20 protein-coding genes and 1 riboswitch are annotated in these 20,867 nt (G+C 55.9%); of the genes, 6 read left to right on the top strand and 14 right to left on the bottom strand.

Features of this window, described 5'->3' with window-relative positions; genetic code table 11:
* Positions 1 to 310: 310 nt before the first annotated feature.
* On the top strand, positions 311 to 1,711 hold the full coding sequence (gene cycA / locus WN53_RS18925; protein ID WP_024486730.1) for a D-serine/D-alanine/glycine transporter: 1,401 nt from the start codon (positions 311 to 313) through the stop codon (positions 1,709 to 1,711).
* Positions 1,712 to 1,777: 66 nt separating this feature from the next.
* Here the strand turns inward: cycA and WN53_RS18920 are convergent, their stop codons facing one another.
* Positions 1,778 to 2,692: a DMT family transporter gene (locus WN53_RS18920; protein ID WP_024486731.1), complete on the bottom strand. Its 915-nt coding sequence runs from the start codon at positions 2,690 to 2,692 to the stop codon at positions 1,778 to 1,780.
* Between the two features lie 146 nt (positions 2,693 to 2,838).
* Positions 2,839 to 3,012, bottom strand: a complete 174-nt coding sequence (locus WN53_RS28790) for a hypothetical protein (protein WP_164721884.1) — start codon at positions 3,010 to 3,012, stop codon at positions 2,839 to 2,841.
* Positions 3,013 to 3,401: 389 nt separating this feature from the next.
* On the opposite strand from WN53_RS28790, the gene WN53_RS18915 reads away from it, so the two are divergent.
* Positions 3,402 to 3,716: a hypothetical protein gene (locus WN53_RS18915; protein ID WP_024486732.1), complete on the top strand. Its 315-nt coding sequence runs from the start codon at positions 3,402 to 3,404 to the stop codon at positions 3,714 to 3,716.
* A 114-nt stretch (positions 3,717 to 3,830) separates the two neighbouring features.
* Here WN53_RS18915 and WN53_RS18910 read toward each other — a convergent pair whose 3' ends face one another.
* Entirely contained in the window at positions 3,831 to 4,064 is a 234-nt protein-coding gene (locus tag WN53_RS18910) for a hypothetical protein (protein WP_024486733.1), read from the bottom strand.
* A gap of 502 nt (positions 4,065 to 4,566) precedes the next feature.
* Here WN53_RS18910 and WN53_RS18905 point away from each other — a divergent pair.
* The 3 genes from WN53_RS18905 to WN53_RS18895 are packed head-to-tail and all read left to right on the top strand — an operon-like array spanning position 4,567 to position 7,001.
* On the top strand, positions 4,567 to 4,977 hold the full coding sequence (locus tag WN53_RS18905) for a GNAT family N-acetyltransferase (protein ID WP_024486734.1): 411 nt from the start codon (positions 4,567 to 4,569) through the stop codon (positions 4,975 to 4,977).
* A 25-nt stretch (positions 4,978 to 5,002) separates the two neighbouring features.
* Positions 5,003 to 5,692 (top strand): helix-turn-helix transcriptional regulator, encoded by a 690-nt coding sequence (locus WN53_RS18900; protein ID WP_024528492.1) that lies wholly within the window; start codon positions 5,003 to 5,005, stop codon positions 5,690 to 5,692.
* 19 nt (positions 5,693 to 5,711) lie between these two features.
* Positions 5,712 to 7,001 (top strand): cytosine permease, encoded by a 1,290-nt coding sequence (locus tag WN53_RS18895; RefSeq protein ID WP_046808167.1) that lies wholly within the window; start codon positions 5,712 to 5,714, stop codon positions 6,999 to 7,001.
* Positions 7,002 to 7,093: 92 nt separating this feature from the next.
* Here the strand turns inward: WN53_RS18895 and cobT are convergent, their stop codons facing one another.
* From cobT to cbiB, 6 genes are read right to left on the bottom strand one after another with little or no spacing between them, the layout of a single operon-like run.
* Positions 7,094 to 8,152 carry a nicotinate-nucleotide--dimethylbenzimidazole phosphoribosyltransferase gene (gene cobT, locus WN53_RS18890; protein WP_024486287.1) on the bottom strand — a complete coding sequence of 353 codons (1,059 nt, stop codon included), beginning with the start codon at positions 8,150 to 8,152 and terminating at the stop codon, positions 7,094 to 7,096.
* Positions 8,153 to 8,156: 4 nt separating this feature from the next.
* A complete protein-coding gene (locus WN53_RS18885; RefSeq protein ID WP_024486286.1) occupies positions 8,157 to 8,774 on the bottom strand; it encodes an adenosylcobalamin/alpha-ribazole phosphatase in 618 nt (205 codons plus the stop codon).
* A gap of 9 nt (positions 8,775 to 8,783) precedes the next feature.
* Positions 8,784 to 9,530 (bottom strand): adenosylcobinamide-GDP ribazoletransferase, encoded by a 747-nt coding sequence (gene cobS / locus WN53_RS18880; protein ID WP_024486285.1) that lies wholly within the window; start codon positions 9,528 to 9,530, stop codon positions 8,784 to 8,786.
* A complete protein-coding gene (gene cobU, locus WN53_RS18875; protein ID WP_024486284.1) occupies positions 9,527 to 10,072 on the bottom strand; it encodes a bifunctional adenosylcobinamide kinase/adenosylcobinamide-phosphate guanylyltransferase in 546 nt (181 codons plus the stop codon). Before cobU ends, cobS begins: the two co-directional genes overlap by 4 nt.
* Positions 10,069 to 11,610, bottom strand: coding sequence for a cobyric acid synthase (locus tag WN53_RS18870; protein WP_024486283.1), 1,542 nt, complete (start codon positions 11,608 to 11,610; stop codon positions 10,069 to 10,071). Before WN53_RS18870 ends, cobU begins: the two co-directional genes overlap by 4 nt.
* A 49-nt stretch (positions 11,611 to 11,659) precedes the next feature.
* On the bottom strand, positions 11,660 to 12,616 hold the full coding sequence (cbiB, locus tag WN53_RS18865) for an adenosylcobinamide-phosphate synthase CbiB (protein WP_024486282.1): 957 nt from the start codon (positions 12,614 to 12,616) through the stop codon (positions 11,660 to 11,662).
* A gap of 161 nt (positions 12,617 to 12,777) precedes the next feature.
* A riboswitch (cobalamin riboswitch) is annotated at positions 12,778 to 12,970 on the bottom strand.
* A 221-nt stretch (positions 12,971 to 13,191) separates the two neighbouring features.
* Between cbiB and cobD the strand changes: the two genes are divergently transcribed.
* Positions 13,192 to 14,265, top strand: a complete 1,074-nt coding sequence (cobD, locus tag WN53_RS18860) for a threonine-phosphate decarboxylase CobD (RefSeq protein ID WP_024486281.1) — start codon at positions 13,192 to 13,194, stop codon at positions 14,263 to 14,265.
* Positions 14,266 to 14,455: 190 nt separating this feature from the next.
* Here cobD and WN53_RS26895 read toward each other — a convergent pair whose 3' ends face one another.
* From WN53_RS26895 to hypE, 5 genes are all read right to left on the bottom strand, one after another.
* The gene (locus WN53_RS26895; RefSeq protein ID WP_052754323.1) at positions 14,456 to 15,205 is read right to left on the bottom strand and encodes a PA3715 family protein; all 750 of its coding nucleotides are present in this window, start codon (positions 15,203 to 15,205) and stop codon (positions 14,456 to 14,458) included.
* A gap of 58 nt (positions 15,206 to 15,263) precedes the next feature.
* Positions 15,264 to 16,466 carry a hypothetical protein gene (locus WN53_RS18850; protein ID WP_024486279.1) on the bottom strand — a complete coding sequence of 401 codons (1,203 nt, stop codon included), beginning with the start codon at positions 16,464 to 16,466 and terminating at the stop codon, positions 15,264 to 15,266.
* A gap of 220 nt (positions 16,467 to 16,686) precedes the next feature.
* Complete coding sequence (locus WN53_RS18845) at positions 16,687 to 17,277, bottom strand: HupE/UreJ family protein (RefSeq protein ID WP_024486278.1); 591 nt, start codon at positions 17,275 to 17,277, stop codon at positions 16,687 to 16,689.
* Between the two features lie 60 nt (positions 17,278 to 17,337).
* Positions 17,338 to 19,674, bottom strand: coding sequence for a carbamoyltransferase HypF (hypF, locus tag WN53_RS18840; protein ID WP_046808166.1), 2,337 nt, complete (start codon positions 19,672 to 19,674; stop codon positions 17,338 to 17,340).
* Between the two features lie 220 nt (positions 19,675 to 19,894).
* Positions 19,895 to 20,863 carry a hydrogenase expression/formation protein HypE gene (hypE, locus tag WN53_RS18835; RefSeq protein ID WP_024486884.1) on the bottom strand — a complete coding sequence of 323 codons (969 nt, stop codon included), beginning with the start codon at positions 20,861 to 20,863 and terminating at the stop codon, positions 19,895 to 19,897.
* Positions 20,864 to 20,867: the final 4 nt, after the last annotated feature.

The following is a 20,867-nucleotide window of genomic DNA, read 5'->3' as shown; positions in this document are numbered from 1 at the left end:
TCTTTTAGCATTAGTTTTTCTCATGCGAATTTTATAACCCCCTGTTTAATCAATGAGATAACCACTGCTGGCACTGTTCATTTGCCGCGGTAAAGAGTAATCTTCCGCCCCCTAGACGTCCGATTTGCCTCCCCTGAGTAAAGAATAATCGGCTTTTATCCCACCTTATTATGTTGTAAATATGTTGCACAAAGGTGGTGATATTGAGTTACCTTAACTTTTGTCGGAAAAACCGGCTAATACAGATAAAAAAGAGCCACTTCAGAGCTCGCCATTCCACTCATGACAGGTAAAAACAGGACAGCATACGATGGTAGATCATTCTAAAATAGCAGTGGACGCCACGCCCGGATCAGAAGATCACCTAAGGCGAAACCTCTCAAACCGACATATCCAGCTGATCGCTATTGGCGGTGCCATTGGTACAGGTTTGTTTATGGGTTCCGGTAAGACCATCAGCCTGGCCGGGCCTTCCATCATCTTCGTGTACATGATCATCGGCTTTATGCTGTTCTTCGTGATGCGCGCGATGGGTGAGTTACTGCTCTCCAATCTGCAGTACAAATCTTTCAGTGACTTTGCTGCCGATCTGCTCGGCCCCTGGGCAGGGTTCTTCACCGGTTGGACTTACTGGTTCTGTTGGGTGGTGACCGGCATTGCCGACGTGGTGGCCATTACCGCCTACGCGCAGTTCTGGTTCCCCGATCTCTCCCAATGGATCGCCTCTTTACTGTGCGTGTTGCTGCTGCTCAGCCTGAATCTGGCAACGGTGAAAATGTTCGGTGAGATGGAGTTCTGGTTTGCGATGATCAAAATCGTCGCGATAGTGGGCCTGATCATCGCCGGCCTGGTCATGGTGGCCATGCACTTCGAATCCCCAACCGGCAGCGTAGCCTCCTTCTCCCACTTATGGAATGATGGCGGCATGTTCCCTAAAGGCATTAGCGGCTTCTTTGCCGGCTTCCAGATTGCGGTGTTTGCCTTTGTGGGTATCGAGCTGGTGGGAACCACCGCGGCCGAAACCAAAGATCCGGAAAAAGTGCTGCCACGGGCCATCAACTCCATCCCGATCCGCATCATCATGTTCTACGTCTTCGCGCTGATCGTGATCATGTCGGTAACGCCTTGGAATTCGGTGGTGGCCGATAAGAGCCCGTTCGTCGAGCTGTTCGTGCTGATTGGTCTGCCAGCCGCAGCCAGCGTGATCAACTTCGTGGTATTGACCTCTGCCGCCTCTTCCGCCAACAGCGGCGTGTTCTCCACCAGCCGTATGCTGTTCGGCCTGGCACAGGAAGGCGATGCGCCTAAATCCTTTGCCAACCTGTCCAAACGTGCGGTACCGGCAAACGGCCTGACCTTCTCTTGTATCTGCCTGCTGGGCGGCGTGGTGCTGATCTATCTGATCCCGAACGTCATGACCGTATTCACGCTGGTCACCACCGTGTCGGCCATTCTGTTCATGTTCGTCTGGACCATCATTCTGTGCTCGTATCTGGTCTACCGTAAGCAACGCCCGGCACTGCACCAGAAATCGATCTACAAGATGCCTGCCGGTAAGTTGATGTGCTGGGTATGCATGGCGTTCTTCGCATTCGTGCTGGTGCTGTTGACGCTGCGCGAGGACACACGCCAGGCGCTGGTCGTCACGCCACTGTGGTTTATCATTCTGGGGATCGGTTATCAGTTTGTACGCCGTAAGAAAGCGGCCTGACCTTAGTTATTGCAACGCCGCGTTCTCACGCGGCGTTTTTACAGGTGCAGCATGCAGCGCCCGCCCCTATGTCAACTCTACCGGCTTTGGTTTACGCCGAATACGCAACTCACTGACAATCACCCCCAGCACAATCAACCCTGCGCCAATCAGCGCCAACCCAGGCAAACGCTCACCGGCGATACGGCCGACTATTCCAGCCCATACCGGTTCACCGGCATAAATAACCGTGGCACGGGTAGGTGAAACGCTGCGTTGTGCCCAGTTCATCGTCAGTTGGATCACCGCACTGGCGATCCCCAGCCCTACCGCGCTGTAAAGCAGATAGTTGGAAAACGCCGGAACCGACTCTCCGGTGGGAGCCATCATCAAAAACGATAACAACGACGCAGTAGCCAGCTGCCCAATGGTCACCCGCCGCACATTGACCTTGCCCGCAAAAGCACCGATTAAAATCACCTCGATGGCGATCGCCAACGCACTGACCAACGTCAGGAATTCACCGCCGCTGAATGCCAGGCTGGAACTGCTTGGCCCGCTCAACAGCATCAGCCCGACGAAGGCCAGCAGAATGCCAATCCAGGACATGATCCCCGGCATACGCCCAAGGACCAGCCACTGCAATAACGGCACAATCGGCACGTACATGGCAGTAATAAAGGCCGACTGGCTGCTGGTGATGGTTTGCAGCCCCATGGTTTGCAGGCCATAGCCGAACATGATCGAGGTGCCGATAAACACTCCGGCCTTGATTTCGTACCAGGTCATCCCGCGTAGCGAACGCAGAGAGAACAGCACCAGCGCCAACGTCGCGGTGCCAAAACGTAGCCCGACAAAAAAGAATGGCCCACTGACCAGCATCGCCTGATGCACGGCCAAAAAAGTGCCGCCCCAGAGCATGGTGATAAAGACCAGTACGGCTTCCTGGGGTTTGATCTTCAGAAACAGCGTGGGAGTAGAGTTTTTCTTGACCGTTGACACTGACTTGCCCTTCCTGCTGGGTGCACTAAAATACACAATTTCTGCCAGTATGGGGAAAAGGCTAGCAATCGGCAATATCGTGCCGGATTGGCAGCAGCAATCGCTGCCCGGTGCCGAGGGTTGACAACCAATCCTCCTGGACCTTTTTACTCTTCCTGGGCCGGGACTTCCGGCAGCGTTTCCAACGGCGGCTGTATCCCCTCAGAGATGTAATCTACGGCGGCCAGGGAGCGCTCGTTGCCCATAGCGTCTTCCACCACCACATGTTTGATAGCGCCATCAGAAAGTATCACTCGCTTAATGCCACGTTCGGGTTCCATATCTCCTCCCGGTGTAAATGTCTGCCCCTCAAGTTTAGCCTGTGCAGCGCTTGTCGGGTTGCGGTCTAAGCGTTTATCTGAATACCCTTCGCATTTTTTATCATATCCCCCCGGTTATCCGAGCTCCGTGCGGCAATGCACTTTGTATGGTCAGCGAAAAATCATCAATGGCAGTTATACATATAAGGCTAGCCATCAATCATCCCTATCTTGTTTGCGGAACCCGAGCAGGGTTAAAATGCCGACCAGCCTACCGCTCACCCGTTGAACGTCCGGTCGATTCAAGCTGTGTCCGCCTGTCCGCCAACCAAAGCCAGGCGTTCTATTTTTTGCGTACTGCAAAGGGAAATAAGTCAGTGTCTAAAGATTTTGATGAACTAATAAGAGACATGGATCTTATTATTGAAAATGTAGACAGTTTCAAGGCTATGGCCCCACGCATGCCGCCACCGGCGGTAGAAGCGCCGCCAACAGCCCACTCCTACGATTCATTCTGCGAAAACATTGCGCTGAAAGTGGTATTGAAGGTTCTGCTGTCATCGGTAGACAAGATCGTCAAGGTGCAAATCGCCAACCGGGTTGAGCAAGAGATCACTCAGATCGAGCAACAGGTCGTCATGGCTGGCGGTGGCCCGGTTGCGCCCGAAGACCTGGCACAGATGACCCACTACGTGCGCCGTACCGTTCACGATTTGCTCAATTGAGTTCCGCCAGAAAAGCGGTTGTGCGTTGGGGATGGACTGTTTCAGCCTGGATAGCATGGCTTGGCGAGTATCGGCACTCAGGGAATGGTTGAATAATCATCGGGTATCCCCGAATCAAGCGTACTCCAGGCGTTTCGGCTGCAAGCCGGGCGTTTGGGGTTTCGTCACCTTGACGGCTTTCGCCGGATCGCCTGCCACAAACTCCAGGGTGGGCGAATAGTAAAAAGGCAACCATGCCTCGAAATTCTCTTCCCACTCCCATTTGACTGGGCATGGCCACAGAATATCTTCGTGCAGAATGTAATAGATCCACCTCCCATGAGGGCGGCGTGGCTTAAGTGTTTTCATAATGCCATCAATACTTTCTCACCTGTTGCAAGCTGGCCGCGAAATGGGCCGCTCGGCCATAATACCTCAGTGGAGCCACTTGAAGCGAGGAGCACCACGAAACGCGGTGCTTAACAGGTAATTATACGATAACGGCACGGATTTTGCGGCAAAGTAGCGGAGTTTAATCCGCTACTTTGCGCAATGCATTACTACGAAGTGATGGTAAATCTTACTACATGTTCAGTGAGGAATAGTGCGGTTGGCAAGTTAGCTTGCTCTTGTCACTACCCTCGGCCCTAAAGGGCGTATCCCTGGTGAAGCACAATATTTTCTATTCGGTATACTCTTGAGAAAGGTCAATTATTCCCTTCTCTTGCCAACAACATACCCATTTTTTGCCACCAGGAAAACAGGTGAAAAACACCCTTGTAATCATTGTCAATAAATGTTAACAAAAGCTAATCAATACAGACACCTTAATGAACATTTGAATTATTAGCATGAAAAGGAAAGATTGGCCATGAAGATTAACGTAACGGACACTCCAAATCCGCAGGACGAAGAGTTCGTGATTGACAGCCTCTGGGCGCACAACCATCAGTATGATGCGGTAGATATTCATCCGTTATTCCTGACCGTCACCGACGATCGCGGGCAGATTGTGGCAGGGTTGGTTGCCAGAACCTGGTGGGGTGGATTAGAAGTCCAGTACCTTTGGGTAAGCGACGAGTATCGCAAAAAAGGCTACGGCCGTGACCTGATGCTGCGGGCAGAACAGGAAGCCGTCAAGCGCGGTTGCCATATGGCCTATGTCGATACCTTCAGTTTTCAGGCGCAGGCATTTTACGAAAAACTGGGGTACCAACCGTATGGCAACTTAGCGGGCTATGCGCACCGCCATACTCGCATTTATTTAGCGAAAAACATCTAATAGCGCTGGAGTATGAGGGGTTCAAATGGATTCATTTTGGCAGAGCAATGAATTATATTTAAAAGGTCTCATCACCATGATGGAACATTTAAATGAGCCTTGGGGCATTAAAGATTTATCTTCACGCCATATTTATATGAATAAGGCGGCCTATCTTTATACCAATACACCTCTCAATTTCGATATTGCGGGCAAGCTTGATGCCGAATTCCCTGCCGATTGGGCAGAGTTCGCCCCCGACTTGCAAGAACACGACAGGAAAACCGAAGGAACGCGGGATCGCGTAGCCGTCATCGAGACGCACTTCTGGTACGGTAGCGACAGCCTGGTCCCCTTTATCAGCGAAAAACTGCCTATTTATAATGACAAGGAAGAGCTGGTTGGCACCATGTGGAACGCCCGTCCGCTGGACAGTTTTTCACCGCTAAAATATATCAACCAGCAAAAACCCAGCATATTAACCACCGAAGTCAGCATCCAGATTTTTACCCAGTCGGAGTTGGATATCATATTTTTGATGCTGCAACGCTACACCAACAAAGAGATTGCCAGGTTATATGACGTCAGCAATAAAACCATAGAAAATAGAATCTACAACATCTACCAAAAAGCCGATGTGCATACGCTCCAGCAGTTCGAGGAGTATTGCAAACTGGTGAATTTGGACAGCTACATTCCAGTACGCCTGATTGAAAAAGGCATCCAATTTATTTAAACGTTAACGAGAGATTATCGTGATTAAAATTGAAGACTACCCACTGAGCCGGGTACCGCAGGATAAGAGGGTCTCCTTCCTCAGCGTCGCCATCGTGCATATGGGTATGCTAACGGCCTTGGACCAGTTTATGTTGGGTGCCGTGCTGGGTAACTCAATGACCCTGACCGATGCCTTTATCGCCATCTCGATTGGCAGCCTGATCTTTGGGGTCGTGACGTTCGGGCTGGGTTTGGCCGGGATGAGAGAAGGTATCTCCGGCAGCCTGCTGGCTCGCTGGTGTGGCTTTGGCCGCATAGGCTCGGTGCTTATCGGCCTGGTAGTGGCCGTCAGCCTGTTGGGCTGGTTTGGCATTCAGAACGCCATCTTTGCCAAATCGCTTAACTTCGCCTTGGGCGATCGCCTGGGCTTCCCGCTGTCAGCCTCACTCTCCGGCCTGTTTTTGACGGTGCTGGTCGCTTTTGGTTTTAAAGCGCTGCGCATCACTGCACGTATCGCGGTGCCGCTGTTTATCCTGCTGGTGTTCTTTATTTCCTATAACGTCCTCTCTGGGCAGAAACTGCATGAGGCCATTCTGCTGGCACCGATGGGGGACGCGTTAACCATCAGCGCGGGCATCACCATCGTGGTCGGCGGCGCCATTGTCGCCAGCCTGATGACCCCTGACCTGACCCGTTACTCCAAAAACAAACGCCACGTGTTTGGCATTACTCTGCTGACCATTATTGCCGGTGAATTCGTGGTTAACGGCCTGGCGATTTTTATTGCCAAAACGCTCGGCACCGCAGACGTGGTAACGATCATGGCCCAGAGTGCAGGCGGTATCGGTTTGCTGGTGGTCGTGTTCTCCACCCTGCGCGTTAACGATCTGAACCTCTATTCGTCGTCCTTGGGCGTAGTGAATGCGGTTGAAGGGATTACCGGTAAGAAGCTGAAATACACCGCGACCACGGTGATTATCGGTCTTTTGGGCACGCTGCTTTCGGTTCTTGGGATCCTGGATCGGTTTGTGGATTTCCTGACCGTGCTGGGCGTGGTATTCCCACCGATCCTCGGCGTCATGCTGGTGGACTATTTCCTGCTGCGCAGCCACCGCGATGCTCTGGACGCCAGCCGCCAGCTTGGCCAACTGCCGCAACAAACGCCGCTCATCGGCTGGGCAGCGATTATCGCCAGCATCGTCGGTAGCGTAATCGGCCTGGTGACGGAATGGGGTGTGCCAACCATTAACTCACTGCTGGCAGCCAGCGTGATTTACTGGCTGTTTAAACGCCTGTTTGGCCGGGCAACCAACCTGCAAACTGCTTAATTTGTCGAATTAACAGGGTCGAGCATATGTTCGACCCTAGCTAAGCGGGCGGCGCCCCTACAAGGTGAAACCTTGGTGGTGGTATCAGCCGTTCAGGTCGCGCTACCGGGAATAACGATATTACTGTCCGCCAACGATCCCATCTGATTAAACATCACGCAGGCGGCATCCACGATATGCATGGCGATGGCGGCACCGCTGCCCTCCCCCAGCCGCATGTCCAGCTGCAGATAAGGTGCCAATTGCAGGTGCTCAAGAGCCGCAGCCGCGCCCTTCTCCGCAGAGAAATGGGACGGCAACAGGTAATCCCGAGCCTGAGGCGCAATGCCGCAGACCGCCAGTGCAGAGGCATAAGAGAGAAAACCATCGAGGATCACCGGCAGACCGGCCGCAGCAGCCCCCAGCATCACGCCAGCCATTCCCACCAGATCGTATCCACCCAGCTTCGCCAACACGTCCAACGCGTCTTGGGTATCCGGCTGATTTACCTCAATCGCCCGACGCACCACGTCCACCTTGTGGTGCAAACGATCGCTGGGGAAATTGGCCCCAATGCCGACCACTTCCTGCGGATCGCGGCCGGTAAAGACGCTAACTAACGCCGCGGCTGGCGTAGTATTAGCCATCCCCAACTCACCAACGCCAAACAACTTCACCCCAAGCGCCGCCTGTTCCAGCGTCAATTGAGCCGTGGCCAACAGCAACTCCTCCGCCTGCTGGCGCGTCATTGCCGCACCACGCGCAATGTTGCCGCTGCCGCGCCCAACTTTCATGTCGATCAGGCCCGGCAAGGGTTCGCTGTCGATGCCAACATCCACCAGCTTCACCTCGGCACCGGCATTGGCCGCCAATACGCAAACGCCGGTATTGCCTTTCACCATATTCAGCGCCTGGATCACCGTCACTTCACGCGGTGACACCGCCACCCCTTCGGCATAAACGCCGTGATCGGCCATCATGACGATTATTTGCTTGCGGCTGGCGTCCATCTCGCTAAAACCGCGCATCCCGGCCAACTGGGTCGCCAACTGTTCCAGGCGGCCAAGGCTGCCCGGTGGCTTAAGCAGGCCATCAATCTTTGCCGCTGCCTGTTGCATGGCGGCCGCGTCCAACGGCTTAATCAGGTCGATTAACGATGACAATGTTTGCATAACTTTATTCTCTGCTTGCAGGCTGCCAATGAGCCTGGCTGTTAAATACTTTTAGCGTGACAAACCCCTGGTTGAGTTCCACCACGCTGTAGGTTCCCTGGGTAAACGGGAAATGCCACATCCCGGCGGGGGGCAACTTTAGTAACCCAGCCAGCAGCAGGCTCAGAGAACCTTGGTGCGCCACCAGCAAACGATCGCCATCGCCCTGTTCGTTCAGCAGACGCTGGGCCTGCTGGCTAATCCTCTGTGAAAACAGTGGAAAGGACTCCCCCGCTGGCGGGCAGGCTAGCTGCCAATCCGCCACCCAGTCGGCCCAGGCAGCACTATCCTGCTGCTGTAAATCCTGGTGATGGCACATTTCCCAGTCGCCAAAATTCATTTCGTTAAAGCCGCCGTCGGGTTGGATCACCAGTTCCCTTGGCCCGAGCACGATCTCGGCGGTATGTTGGGCGCGTCTTAACTCACTGCTGATCGCCTGGGTAAAAGGCACCTCGGCCAGCCATTGTGCGATCTGCCTGGCCTGCTTCTCACCTTGTTCGGTCAACGGCAAGTCGGTCATGCCGCAAAATACGCCCTGCCGATTCGCCGCCGTTTGCCCGTGTCGTACCAAAAATAGCCGCATAACGCTCACTCACAGCAGTGCCAGTAAGAAGACCAGCTCGGCAATTTCTATCGCCGCTCCCAGGGTGTCACCGGTTTGCCCGCCCAGACGGCGGTGCAGATAGGTACGCAGTAACATCACAGAGATCAGCGCACAGCCAAGCGCAAACAGCCCCTGCCCATGCCCTAACAAGGCGACCAAAGCGGTCCCCAGCGCCAGAGTGAACAGCGTTTGTCCACCGCTAATCTTGCCAATGTAAAGGTTCCCCAGCCCGTTACCCTCACGGGCATAAGGCTGGCGATACATCATCAATACCACCAGGCTCCGGCAGGCTACTCCTGCTGCCGCCAACGTGGCCAACATCGGTACCCCGCGCAGTGCCAGTTCACTGATCACCAACACCTTGGCCACAACGATAAAGATCAGCGCCAACCCACCATTGGTACCTAGGCGACTGTCGCGCATGATCTCCAGCATTTTTTCCCGAGTACGAGCCGAAAATACGCCGTCACAGGTATCGGCCAATCCGTCGAGGTGGAAGGCACCGGTAACCAGAGCCAACGCCAGCACGTATCCCAACGCCGCCAGTGGTACCCCACACCAGGGAGCCAACAGGGTAAAGACGGCGCCACCGATTGCACCGACGATCAGGCCAATCAAGGGGAAACCGACGATGCCACGCTGGTAATTATCCATCGCTAACCCCTGTGTCCAACTGGCGGGCAACGGGATACGCGTCATCAATTGCAGGGTGGCCCAAAACAGTCGCAAACTCATTTGATCTTGACCTCAATACCAGAAATTACCAATAGCACCGACTCAGCGGCGGCGGCCAAACGCTGGTTAACACGCCCGGCAATATCACGGAAGTGCCGTGCCAGACGGTTTTCCGGCACGATGCCCATCCCCAGTTCATTGGTGACCAGATAAATCGCCGCTGGGCTGCGGGCGCAGGCGGCCAGCAGATCATCGATCTGCCGTTGGATTGCCGTTTCAACCACGGCAAAGTCGATGCTTTCCACCGGCATCTCCCCGGTCAGGTCAAACATCAGGTTGGCGATCAGCGTGGTAATACACTCCAGGATCACCGCATCTCCCACCCCCGCCTGTTGGTCGATCACGCTGGCCAGTTGCTGGCTGCCCTCCCAGGTACGCCAATGCGCAGGCCGGGCCTGGCGATGCAGCTTGACCCGTTCAGCCATTTCCTCATCGGTGACCACCGACGTGGCGATATACAACACCCGGTCACTGACACCGCTCGCTAACCTTTCGGCCAGCGAACTTTTGCCGCTGCGTGCTCCACCGGTGATCAGGATCATTGGGCCCCCGTTTGCTGGTGCTCGGTCATCAAGCGGTAAATTTTATCCATATCAATATGTTCCCGCATCTTATCGGCCAAGAGATCAAACTGTTGCTGCTTATAATCGGCATAATCGAAAGCCGGGCCGTCGTAAACCGGCAGCCCTTTACGCTGGCGCAATTGGTTTAGCAGCGCGCGGCAAAAAGGTGCGCTGTCGAATAAGCCATGAATATAGCTGCCCAGTACGTTACCGGCGGGGTTAACTGCCCCGTCAAAGGCGCTGTCCGGTTGGCCGTTACGTAGGTAAAGACGGGAGAAAGGCGTAGCCTGTGATCCTAGCTGGGTGGTGCCCATATGGATTTCATAACCAACGACGTCCTGCTCGCCACAGCCAGACCAGAGGCCGGGCAACCCAGGCTCACATTGTGCTGTCACCTGCGTTGTGACTTTTTGCGGTGCGAAGCGGGTGGTGACATCCAGCAATCCCAAACCCGCCATCTGTTCCACACCGGATTCCACGCCATCAATAATGTGCTTGCCAAGCATCTGGTAGCCGCCGCAAATACCCACGATCTGCACTCCGGCCCGGTGCTGATCCTGTAACGCCGCCGCCAACCCGCTGTGCTGTAGCCACTGCAAATCCCCCAGGGTGTTTTTGCTACCCGGCAGGATAATCAGATCGGCACCGGCCAGCGCCGCCGGGTGCGAAACATAGCGCAGCCCTACGTCAGGCTGGGCCGCCAAGGCATTAAAATCGGTAAAGTTGGACATATAGGGCAGCTGTACCACCGCGATGTCCAGCTCATGGCTGCTGCCTGTCGGGGCATATTTGCCATTTTGCAACGCCACACCATCCTCATCTTCCAGATCGATATTCAACCAGGGCATCACGCCCAGCACTGGCACACCAGTCAGGGCTTCGATCTGCTCCAAGCCCGAGTAGAGTAAGGCAATATCACCACGGAATTTATTGATGATCACCCCTTTCACCCGAGCTTTTTCTTCCGGTTCCAGCAGGGCCAGTGTGCCGTAAATAGCGGCAAATACCCCGCCACGATCGATATCGGCCACCAACAGCACTGGCGCATCGGCGATCGCCGCCATGCCCATATTGACGATATCGCAATCGCGCAAGTTGATTTCCGCCGGGCTACCTGCCCCCTCCAGCACCATGATGTCGTAGCCGCTGGCCAGGCTGTGATACACCTCGCTGATTTGTTGCTGCAACTGCGGCTTGTACTCGTGATAGCTGACCGCGTCCATATTGCAGGCCACTTTGCCCATCAGCACCACCTGCGCCTGGCAATCGCTGGTCGGTTTCAGCAGTACCGGGTTCATCCGCACATCGGGTGCGATACCGGCGGCTTCGGCCTGAAAGATCTGCGCCCGGCCCATCTCTTCGCCACGGGCGGTAATGCCAGAGTTGAGCGCCATATTCTGCGATTTGAACGGCGCACAGCGATAGCCATCCTGCATAAATATCCGGCACAGCCCGGCCACCAGCACGCTTTTACCCACATCGGATGCGGTTCCCTGCACCATCACACACCGTTTCATCACTTATTCTCCACGTCGCGCTGGCTGAGCCGCGCAAACCATTATTATTTCAAGCGCCAAGCCATAGCAGGCGCAACGCTGCAAACAGCAGCAGAGCCAACAGCGAGGCCGTCATCATCAGACGAGTGCTGCGTGGAATATCCGCCAGCTCGATCTCCCGCCGGGCCTCACCGATCCACGGCTTTTCGACCCGTTGACCAAAGTAATTGTTAGGACCGCCAAGCCGCACTCCCAGCGCTCCAGCCACGGTGGCTTCCGACCAGGCGCAGTTAGGGCTGGTGTGCTGATAGCGATCGCGCCAGCCAATGCGTAACGCCTGGCGATAGTCCAACCCGTTCAGCCGGGCCGCACAGCTCAGCAGTAGCCAGCTAAGCCGGGCCGGTAACCAGTTGGCGAAGTCATCCATCCGCGCCGACACATAGCCGATAGCGCGGTATTTCGGCGTTTTATAGCCCACCATTGAATCAAGAGTGTTAACCGCTTTATACGCCATCGCCAACGGTGCTCCACCTATCAGCAAAAAGAACAGCGGCGCAATTACGCCATCCACGCTGTTTTCTGCCACCGTCTCCACCACCGCCCGGGTGATTTGCGGCTCTTCCAGTTGTGAGGTATCCCGCCCGACAATCCACGACAGCTTGTGGCGGCTCTCCTCAAGATCGGCACTTTGCAGTGCCCGGTGAACCTCCATGGCCGCCTGCTCCAGGCAGCGCCCGGCGAGCAGGGTATAAATCAGCCAGACTTCCGCCAGCCAGCCTAACCACGGGTGGATATACTGCATCAGCGTCAAAAATCCCCAACTGACCAGCCAGACCGACCCAACGACGCCCAGCCACAGCAGCCCGCCGCCAAGTTTTAGCGTTCTCTCGCTATGGCAAGTCCGGCGGATCGCGCGTTGCAGCACCGTGATCAGGTTACCGATCCAGCGCACCGGATGCGGCCAGTGCGGTGGGTCACCTAACAGACTGTCTAGCAGAAAGGCCGCGAACCAGGCTAGCAGCGTCATGACACGCACCTTGTAGCCGCGATTGAGAAAGCCTGATGGTGGGTTAATGGCATAAAAAAATCCCGACCTCTCGGGCGGGATTTGGGTGTCAACAGGATACGACCAGGCGGTGCAACATAGCTGCACGTATCTTATGACAACCCCCTTCCCACCGAAGGTGTTGAATGTGTGACCAACTGGCCGGTCTTCTGGCTTAGCGTCATCCTCATCCACTCCCTTCCCAATCCTCAGATCAGTGGCGCAGTGGATTCGTCGGCATCACAGCAGCGGGGGCTGCGGGGGAGTTAAACCCCCTTCCCAACCACAACCTGTCATCGTTCAGGATGTGGGTTATCCAGTTGGCAATAATACGGTTAATCACAACGTTATGGGTTCTATGAACTCCACGCTTCAATTTATCACTTAGTTTTCATCTCGATAGCCTCGACAATGGCCATGCCATAATAACCTGTTGATATGGCGAATACACGCCAAGATCTGGCATTCACCTGGGCGACAGGTTTAGTTTGCAACGGATCAACGGCAATTACGCTGTGTTATCCTGCACGCAAACTTGACAGGGGAATAGCAAAACCGTGAGCGAACATGGTGGTAACGTACTGGAAATGGCGTTGAAAACCGGTCTGGATCCGGCCGAGATTATTGATTTCAGCGCCAATATCAATCCATTGGGCATGCCCGCCAGCCTGAAGGCGGCGATTATCGAGCATCTGACCAGCGCCGAATGCTATCCCGACGTTGAATACCGGCGTCTGCATGCGGCATTGGCGCGGGTTCATCACTGCCCGCCAGAGAATATCATGGCAGGCAACGGGGCCACCGAGCTGATTTACGCCATCGTGAACCGGCTACGCCCCCGCACGGCGCTGCTCCTTACGCCGGGGTTTGCCGAATACCGCCGGGCTTTGCAGCGGATTGACTGCCAGATCGAGGACTTCCTGCTGGATGAAGCCGGGGGTTTTCAACCCGATGAGCGGCTGCTGCAGGTGCTGGCCGAGCGCCAACCGGACTGTCTGTTCCTGGCCACCCCTAACAATCCGACCGGGCTGATGCCAGACCCCGCGCTGTTGCAGGCCATCCTAGCCTGCTGTCGCCAGCACAATATTGCGTTGATCGTTGATGAAGCCTTTATCGATTTTCTGCCAGATGCGCCGGGGCTGATCCCACAAATGGCGGAGTATTCACGCCTTTATATCCTGCGCTCATTGACCAAATTCTTTGCCATCCCCGGCCTGCGGCTCGGCTATCTGGTCAGCAGCGATCGCGCGGCTTTACAACAGATGAAACAACTGCGCGAACCCTGGACCATCAATGCCTATGCAGCACTGGCAGGCGAGGTGATCCTCGACGATCGCGATTACATCCAGCAAACCCACCAATGGCTGGCAGAGCAGCGTGCTTGGTTGTTTAACGCGCTGGCTACCTTGCCGCACTTGCGCATTTGGCCAGGGGCAGCGAACTATATTTTCCTCCGCTGCCTGCGTCCCGGATACGATCTGCAACAGGCGTTGTTGCAGCACCGCATCTTGATCCGCCACTGTGCCAACTACCCTGGCCTGTCCGCCGACTATTATCGGGTGGCGATCAAGAGCGAAGCGGCCAACCGCAAACTGATAGCCGCGCTGCAACAGGTGCTGGTGGAGGACTGAGGCATTTATAGGCGTCAAACATTAACCTATTGAATATCTTAATGGGCGCAGCATGCAGCGCTCCTACAAGGTGAGCCGGAGGTGATTTGTCTGGGGATCGCACATGTTCGACCGTAGGGGCGCAGCATGGCACGACGACTCTGTTCGTAGAGGCAGATTTTTTTCATGGTTGCTAACGACCAGGCACGGATTAAAAACGATGATCGAGCAGCTTATCCTGTGCAACCGGATACGCTTTACCATCGAACTTGAGTTCGACGCGGGTCTTGGCAACGACTTTGCTGCTTTCCACGCAGTCCTCCCCTTTTTTGCTGGCTTCCTTGTGCGTCGCCATGGTCTGTAGTTGTAGATCCTGGAAGCCGTTATGTGCGCTCTTGCCAAGCGCCAATGCGCGATGGGTCGTGGCAAAATCCCCTGCACACTGGCCATCCCACTCACCGCTATATTCATTCATGGTGAGATTGTTGAGCACCAGACTGACTTGCTGATCTTGCAGGGTATAGAGGTTAAGCCGTTCGATGCTGATGGGATTGACCGAGGAGGAGCCACGGTGGATAAAACGCACCCCGAAGGCGCGTATCGCTGGAGATAATTGGTAGCGCGCAGTGTCGATGGTCACGCTGCTGGTGTAGATGGCATCATCCATAATCGCTTTGGGATGATATTTGCTGGCCAGCACCTTGCTGGTCAGGCTATCAACCACCAAAACGGCGACGTCATAGTCGGTAAAATCGGGTTGGGCCTCTTCCTTGGGTTCCAGCATCAGCACCGCTATGGTTTTTTCCGGAGCATAGGGCCACACCTTGCAGGTGGACAGCTCGGTATTCATGGTCGTTTTGGCGGCGAAGGGCTTAGCCAATTCGTTAAGCAGCGGCTGGCAATCAGCCAGCGAGGAGAAAGAAATCACCCCTAACGCCAGTCCACCTATCACTTTAATCATCACTCGATTTCCTGTCTGCAATTGCATTAATTCAAACCTATTTTCTGGTGACGACTTCTCAGGCCACGTCCTGCAGGTAGACAGGCTTGCCAGCGCTGCGCTTGAACAGCGCTAGCTTTTGGCGAGCCAAGACAAAACCCGCCGCGTTCACTGAGTCTTTGCGAGCTAACCACCCCGCCACTTCCAACAGCAGCATCAGGCCACAGCAGAACATTACGCTCAGCAGGCCAACAGTAGCGAAGATGTCGGCAGCGTCCAGCCAATCCCATTTATCCGGCACCCCGCCCTGGTGCCACCAGTCATTCAACGTGAAACAGACCAGCAGCAGCATCAAAAACAGACAACAAATGGGCAAAGTTTTATACAGCCACTTAAGCCGTTGCAGTGACACCGCCAAACCGCTTGGCCGGTTGAGATAAGCGCTGCCGTCCCGCTCATTGCAAACGCCGATCACGGCGTTGCTCGGCCGGGCGATCAGCAGCGTCACTGGATCGTTGGCCGCCAGGAAGAAAGGATGTTCACGCAGCAGCAGCGGGTTAAGGTTTTCAATCATCGGATCCACGCCGGTGCGAAACGTTAATCGCCCAGCGCTACAGCTAAATTGGTAATCGATCACTTCCCGCTGGTATTCACCACTGCCAATAATCTCACGCCTGGCGCTCACACGGGTGGCAATGCTTTGTACGCAAGAGAGTATGGCCTGATCGGACATCAGTTTATCGTTGCTCGGAACAGGAGGCTGCACGCCGGAAGTTTGGCAAAGGGCAACATCGCCATGCATCACCTGTTCCAGACCTTGCAGCGACTGGCGCGCCCTACGGCTGGCGTTCATCGTCCACTGGGTGAACGAGCTAAAACAGCCCCATACGCCGCAGCTTAAGACCAACATCAGAATAACCGCCACCCAAAGATTGGGTAACCAGGTAAACCCATAGACCGCCAGCCCAATCAGTCCTGCTGAGCCCACCATCTGCAAGATGAGCCTGGAAGGATTTGGTTCATCAGCCGCTTGGGCTTGCAGGATGCCTTTTTCCGCGCTCACCAGCCAGTGCAACCAGTAGCTACCATCGGCCAGTTGATGCGCCCCGATATAAACCCCCTCTCCCGCAACCAATTTATCCAGCACGCTGATATCGGCAAACTGGTCGCTATAGGTGTAGAAAACCTTATCCCCAGCCAAAATACGCCGCAGCAGGTGTTCACCAGTGGCATTTTTATCATGGCGAATAAAGGACAGATGGTGGAAGCCGATTTTTTTCATGGCTGATAACCGGCGAGATCGGGGGACTGCGGGGAGGAACCGACAAAACCAGACGTCAATAGTGCCCAAAACCTTCTCATTGCCACAATCCCTGTTAGCGCCTGCATTAACTCCCCTTGGAATTTAACCAAAAAGTGAGCGTCAATCCAGCCGTTAGCAGGGATTATTCAGCTATTGCCAACATCCCTGTCAGCAATTTGCCGTTGTTGGCACCAGGCTATCAAAGAATACCGCTGAGCAGGCCGATCCCCAGCAGAGATGAACCGCCGCCAATCACCCGCGCCCAGCCGCTATGCGTAGACGAAGACGCCAGCAGATAACCGATACCCAACCCCGCCACGTGCAGCAACGCCGTTGCAATCACCATACCGGAAAGCGCCGCCACCGAATGAGAAAGCTCAGCACCGTGGGCCAGGCCGTGGAAAATGGCAAAAGCGCCGATAATCAATGCGCCCGTTATCGCCGACAGTTTCAGCTGTAAGGCAACCATCACGCCAATGCCCAGCAGCGAGGCGGCAACGATGAACTCAGTGCCAGGTACGGTCACACCTGCCATGCCAACCAGCGCACCGGTCAACAGCAAACCGGCAAACGCCAGCGGCGCCAGCCACCACTGCTTGGTATTCATAGCACTCCAGATGCCTACCAATACCATGGCAACCAGATGATCCATCCCGGTCAGCGGATGGATAAAGCCTTCGGTAAAGCTTAATACGTGATGCGCGCCACCGTCATGGCCCACATGGGCAAAGGCCAGCATGGGGAACAGCGCCAGTAGGGATACAGCCACAGCTTTGACATTAATACGCATAATGAATACCTAAATTTTCCAGTGAATGAAGGTGGTGGTTTTACTCGTAAAAACAGTTGATTACGTTATAAATTCATCCTTATGCCTGCCTTGAATAAGTCGGTTGGCGGCAATCAGCGCCTGCCCCAAGGCCAACCCGCCATCGCCTGCCGGTAAACGGGATGGCAGCAAGACCTGTAATCCGTGTAACTGCTGGAGCAACAGTTGCCGCAACAGCGCGTTATGCATCACTCCACCGGACAGCACGACGGTATTGATGCCGTATTGCTTTGTCGCGTGGCGAGCCAATGCGGCAAATCCCTGGGCCAGGGCGAAATGGAACGCATAAGCACGCTGCGCCGGGGGGGCCTGATAGGCCAGCCATTGCCGCCAGAAGGTGGCCAGATCCAGCTGATTGCCGAGCAGCGGCAGTGAAACCGGGGGCTGATGAGGCGGGCTTTGCCACGCCAAGGCTTCCAACTGGCAGGCTGCCTCCCCCTCCCAGGAAATTTGTGGCGGCACGATCTGTAATGCTGCGGCTACCGCATCAAACAAGCGCCCGGCGGAAGAGGCCAACGGTGAGTTGATTTGCCGTTCTACCGCCTGCAGTAAGATCGTCGCCTGCGGTTGAGGGATAGAGGCGGCCTCTGGCAACGTCTGCCAATCGGGGACAAAACGCTGTAACTGGGCCAACAGGTTGCGCCACGGCTGGCGAGCGGCCACATCGCCCCCTGGCAATGCCACTGCGGGCAACCCGCCCAAATGCTCACAATGCTGATAATCTACCAGCAGGCATTCACCGCCCCACAGTTGCCCGCCAAGGCCATATCCCAGCCCATCCAACGCCAGCCCGATTACCTTACCGCCGTCGCGCGGCCAGCCATGTTCCGCCAGGCAGGCTACCAGATGGGCATGATGATGCAGCGTGGTGACACAAGGGATCGTCCGCTCGTTGGCCAACGCCAGGCCCTGCTGGTGGCTGAGATAGCCGGGATGGGCATCGATGGCGATCGCCTGTGGCACCACGCCGTAAATTTCCCCAAACAGCGCCAACAATCGTTGTTGCTGTTGCCGGGTGGTTTCATCTTCCAGCGAGCCTAGATGCTGGCTGACCACCGCCCGGTCATCCCACAGCAGGCAGAAGGTATTCTTGCTATCGGCTCCCAGTGCCAGAATGGCCGGTTGGGAGGTAAAGCCAGGGGGCAAGGGCATCGCATCCGGGACATAGCCACGTGCCCGGCGCAGCATCTCACTACCCTGCTCGGTCAAGCGTACTAAAGAGTCATCGGCTCGCTGGACGATCTCGCGGTTATGCAGCAGCCAGACGTCAGCCACCCCAGCGAGTTCATCCAGTGCCTGTTGGTTGCTCAGTGCGGGAGGTTTGCCTGCCGGATTGCCGGAGGTCATCACCAGTGGCCGCGCGACCTGTTGCAACAGCAGATGTTGCAGCGGATTTGCCGGTAACATCACCCCTACCTCATTGAGCCCCGGCGCAATCTCCCCGCACAAGGGACTTTGCGGGTGAGCCATTACCAGCACTATCGGGGCTGGTGGGCTACGCAACAGCTTTAACAGTGCCGTCGGTTCCGCGACCTGAACACATTGTTGCAGCCAGTGAGTATCCGGCATCATCACCGCCAAGGGCTTGGCAGGGCGATGTTTACGTGCGCGCAGGCGCTGTACCGCAGCCGGGTTGGTGGCGTCACAGGCAAGATGAAAACCGCCGATCCCCTTCACCGCCACGATCTGCCCGGCAATCAGCGCCTGTGAGGCCAGTTTCAGCGCATCGTCGGCACTGGCGGTGGTTTGGCCTGCGGCATCGCTGAGCCACAGGTGCGGGCTACACTCCGGGCAGGCGGTAGGCTGTGCATGAAAACGACGGTCGGCAGGATCCTGATACTCCGCCAGGCACTGCGGGCACAGCGGAAAAGGCTGCATTGAGGTATTGGGCCGATCGTAGGGCATCCGGCGAATGATGGTAAATCGCGGGCCGCAGTGGGTGCAGTTGATAAACGGATAGTGATAGCGCCGGTTATGCGGCGAGTTCAGCTCTGCCAGGCAGGCATCGCAGGTGGCCGCATCCGCCACGATATGGGTATCCACTTGCCCCGCGCCGCTGCTGGCAATGGTGAAACTCGCTGGCTGTTGCGGCCAGTTAAACGGTGTAGAGGTGACGCTATCGATCCGCGCCAGGGGTGGACACTCTTGCGGCAGTACCCGCAAAAAATCCGTTATGGCAGACGATTGCCATAACTGGACGATCACCCCGGCGCCGTCATTGCTGACCTCGCCGCACAGGTTAAAGCGCCGGGCCAGCAGCCAAACGTAGGGACGAAATCCGACCCCTTGCACCTTGCCCTTGATCCGCAGGCGAAGGCCGTTGCTGCTGGCGATATTCTCCGGCTCAAAATCTGCCATGTTGTCTCGACTCTCCTGTTAGTCCAGCGATCAATCTGTATCTCCTATCTCCCTCACCCCAACCCTCTCCCCAAGGAGAGGGAGCCTGTTCGGCGTTGTGGTCAGATACGGTGATCAAATACTGACTCCAAAACTAATCACGAACTCGGTCGGTCCCCTCTCCCTGTGGGAGAGGGTTAGGGTGAGGGGCAAAACCACACTCAACCCCACAACCAAACCACTAGCAGATCCGCGGCAAAGGCTCATCCAGCGGCAGATCCAGCCGCCGGGAAACCCCGAACAGCCCGGTGAGACTCACCTGCTGGCGCTCGGTGGTATGGCCAATCACCGCCGCATCGCGGCCCAGCGGATGACTATGCAACGCAGCTAACACTTCAGCTTCAGCCTCGGCTGCCACCACCAATACCAGCTTGCCTTCGTTGGCAAAGTTGAGCGCATCCAGCCCCAGCAGTTCGCAAATCCCCCGCACCGCCGGTTTCAACGGTAACGCCGCCTCGGAAATCGCCATGCCACAGCCGCTAGCAGCGGCAAACTCATGCAGCACCGCCGTCACGCCGCCACGAGTCGCATCGCGTAAAGCGCGCACTCCGGCAATCGGTAATAGTGGAGCAATCAGCGGGGCCAGCAGCGCGCAATCGCTGCTTAATTCACTCTCCAACCCCAGCCCTTCACGCAGGTTCAGAATGGTTGCGCCATGATCGCCCAAGGTGCCGCTGACGATAATGCTGTCCCCCAGGCGGATGTTCGCAGCCCCCCAATTGACGCCAGCCGGGATGGTTCCCAAGCCGGTGGTATTGATAAAGATTTTGTCTGCCGCACCACGGGGCACCACTTTGGTATCGCCGGTCACAATCTGGATCCCGGCCTGCTGCGCCGTGCTAGCCATCGATTGGACGATGCGTTCCAGCGTGGCATAAGGTAACCCTTCCTCCAGGATCATGGCGCAGCTCAGATAACGCGGCTGGGCGCCACTGACGGCTACGTCGTTAGCGGTGCCGCAAACCGCCAGTTTGCCGATATCACCACCGGGGAAGAAAATGGGATCGATAACGTAACTGTCGGTCGATACCGCCAAGCGGTCGCCCGAGGTAGCAAGCTCATCCAGTGAGATTCGTGCCTGATCTTCTCGGGCATTTAATGCCGGATTGGCAAAGGCGGGTAGCATGAGTTCTTCAATCAGGGATTGCATGGCG

Origin of the sequence: Serratia fonticola (assembly GCF_001006005.1) — a bacterium.
In the GTDB taxonomy this organism is placed as follows: Bacteria; Pseudomonadota; Gammaproteobacteria; order Enterobacterales; family Enterobacteriaceae; genus Chania; species Chania fonticola.
The sequence above is the reverse complement of the archived record's forward strand: the minus strand, read 5'-3'. Positions and strand labels throughout refer to the sequence as shown.

Excerpts from the sequence above, each read along its gene's own strand:
- hypE (WP_024486884.1), bottom strand. The coding sequence starts at position 20,863 with ATGCAATCCCTGATTGAAGAACTCATGCTACCCGCCTTTGCCAATCCG.
- cobS (WP_024486285.1), bottom strand. The coding sequence starts at position 9,530 with ATGAGTTTGCGACTGTTTTGGGCCACCCTGCAATTGATGACGCGTATC.
- cobU (WP_024486284.1), bottom strand. The coding sequence starts at position 10,072 with ATGATCCTGATCACCGGTGGAGCACGCAGCGGCAAAAGTTCGCTGGCC.
- WN53_RS18885 (WP_024486286.1), bottom strand. The coding sequence starts at position 8,774 with ATGCGGCTATTTTTGGTACGACACGGGCAAACGGCGGCGAATCGGCAG.
- WN53_RS18870 (WP_024486283.1), bottom strand. The coding sequence starts at position 11,610 with ATGAAACGGTGTGTGATGGTGCAGGGAACCGCATCCGATGTGGGTAAA.
- WN53_RS18845 (WP_024486278.1), bottom strand. The coding sequence starts at position 17,277 with ATGCGTATTAATGTCAAAGCTGTGGCTGTATCCCTACTGGCGCTGTTC.
- cycA (WP_024486730.1), top strand. The coding sequence starts at position 311 with ATGGTAGATCATTCTAAAATAGCAGTGGACGCCACGCCCGGATCAGAA.
- cobT (WP_024486287.1), bottom strand. The coding sequence starts at position 8,152 with ATGCAAACATTGTCATCGTTAATCGACCTGATTAAGCCGTTGGACGCG.
- WN53_RS18910 (WP_024486733.1), bottom strand. The coding sequence starts at position 4,064 with ATGAAAACACTTAAGCCACGCCGCCCTCATGGGAGGTGGATCTATTAC.
- WN53_RS26895 (WP_052754323.1), bottom strand. The coding sequence starts at position 15,205 with ATGATTAAAGTGATAGGTGGACTGGCGTTAGGGGTGATTTCTTTCTCC.
- WN53_RS28790 (WP_164721884.1), bottom strand. The coding sequence starts at position 3,012 with ATGGAACCCGAACGTGGCATTAAGCGAGTGATACTTTCTGATGGCGCT.
- WN53_RS18905 (WP_024486734.1), top strand. The coding sequence starts at position 4,567 with ATGAAGATTAACGTAACGGACACTCCAAATCCGCAGGACGAAGAGTTC.
- cbiB (WP_024486282.1), bottom strand. The coding sequence starts at position 12,616 with ATGACGCTGCTAGCCTGGTTCGCGGCCTTTCTGCTAGACAGTCTGTTA.
- WN53_RS18915 (WP_024486732.1), top strand. The coding sequence starts at position 3,402 with ATGGATCTTATTATTGAAAATGTAGACAGTTTCAAGGCTATGGCCCCA.
- WN53_RS18900 (WP_024528492.1), top strand. The coding sequence starts at position 5,003 with ATGGATTCATTTTGGCAGAGCAATGAATTATATTTAAAAGGTCTCATC.
- WN53_RS18850 (WP_024486279.1), bottom strand. The coding sequence starts at position 16,466 with ATGAAAAAAATCGGCTTCCACCATCTGTCCTTTATTCGCCATGATAAA.
- hypF (WP_046808166.1), bottom strand. The coding sequence starts at position 19,674 with ATGGCAGATTTTGAGCCGGAGAATATCGCCAGCAGCAACGGCCTTCGC.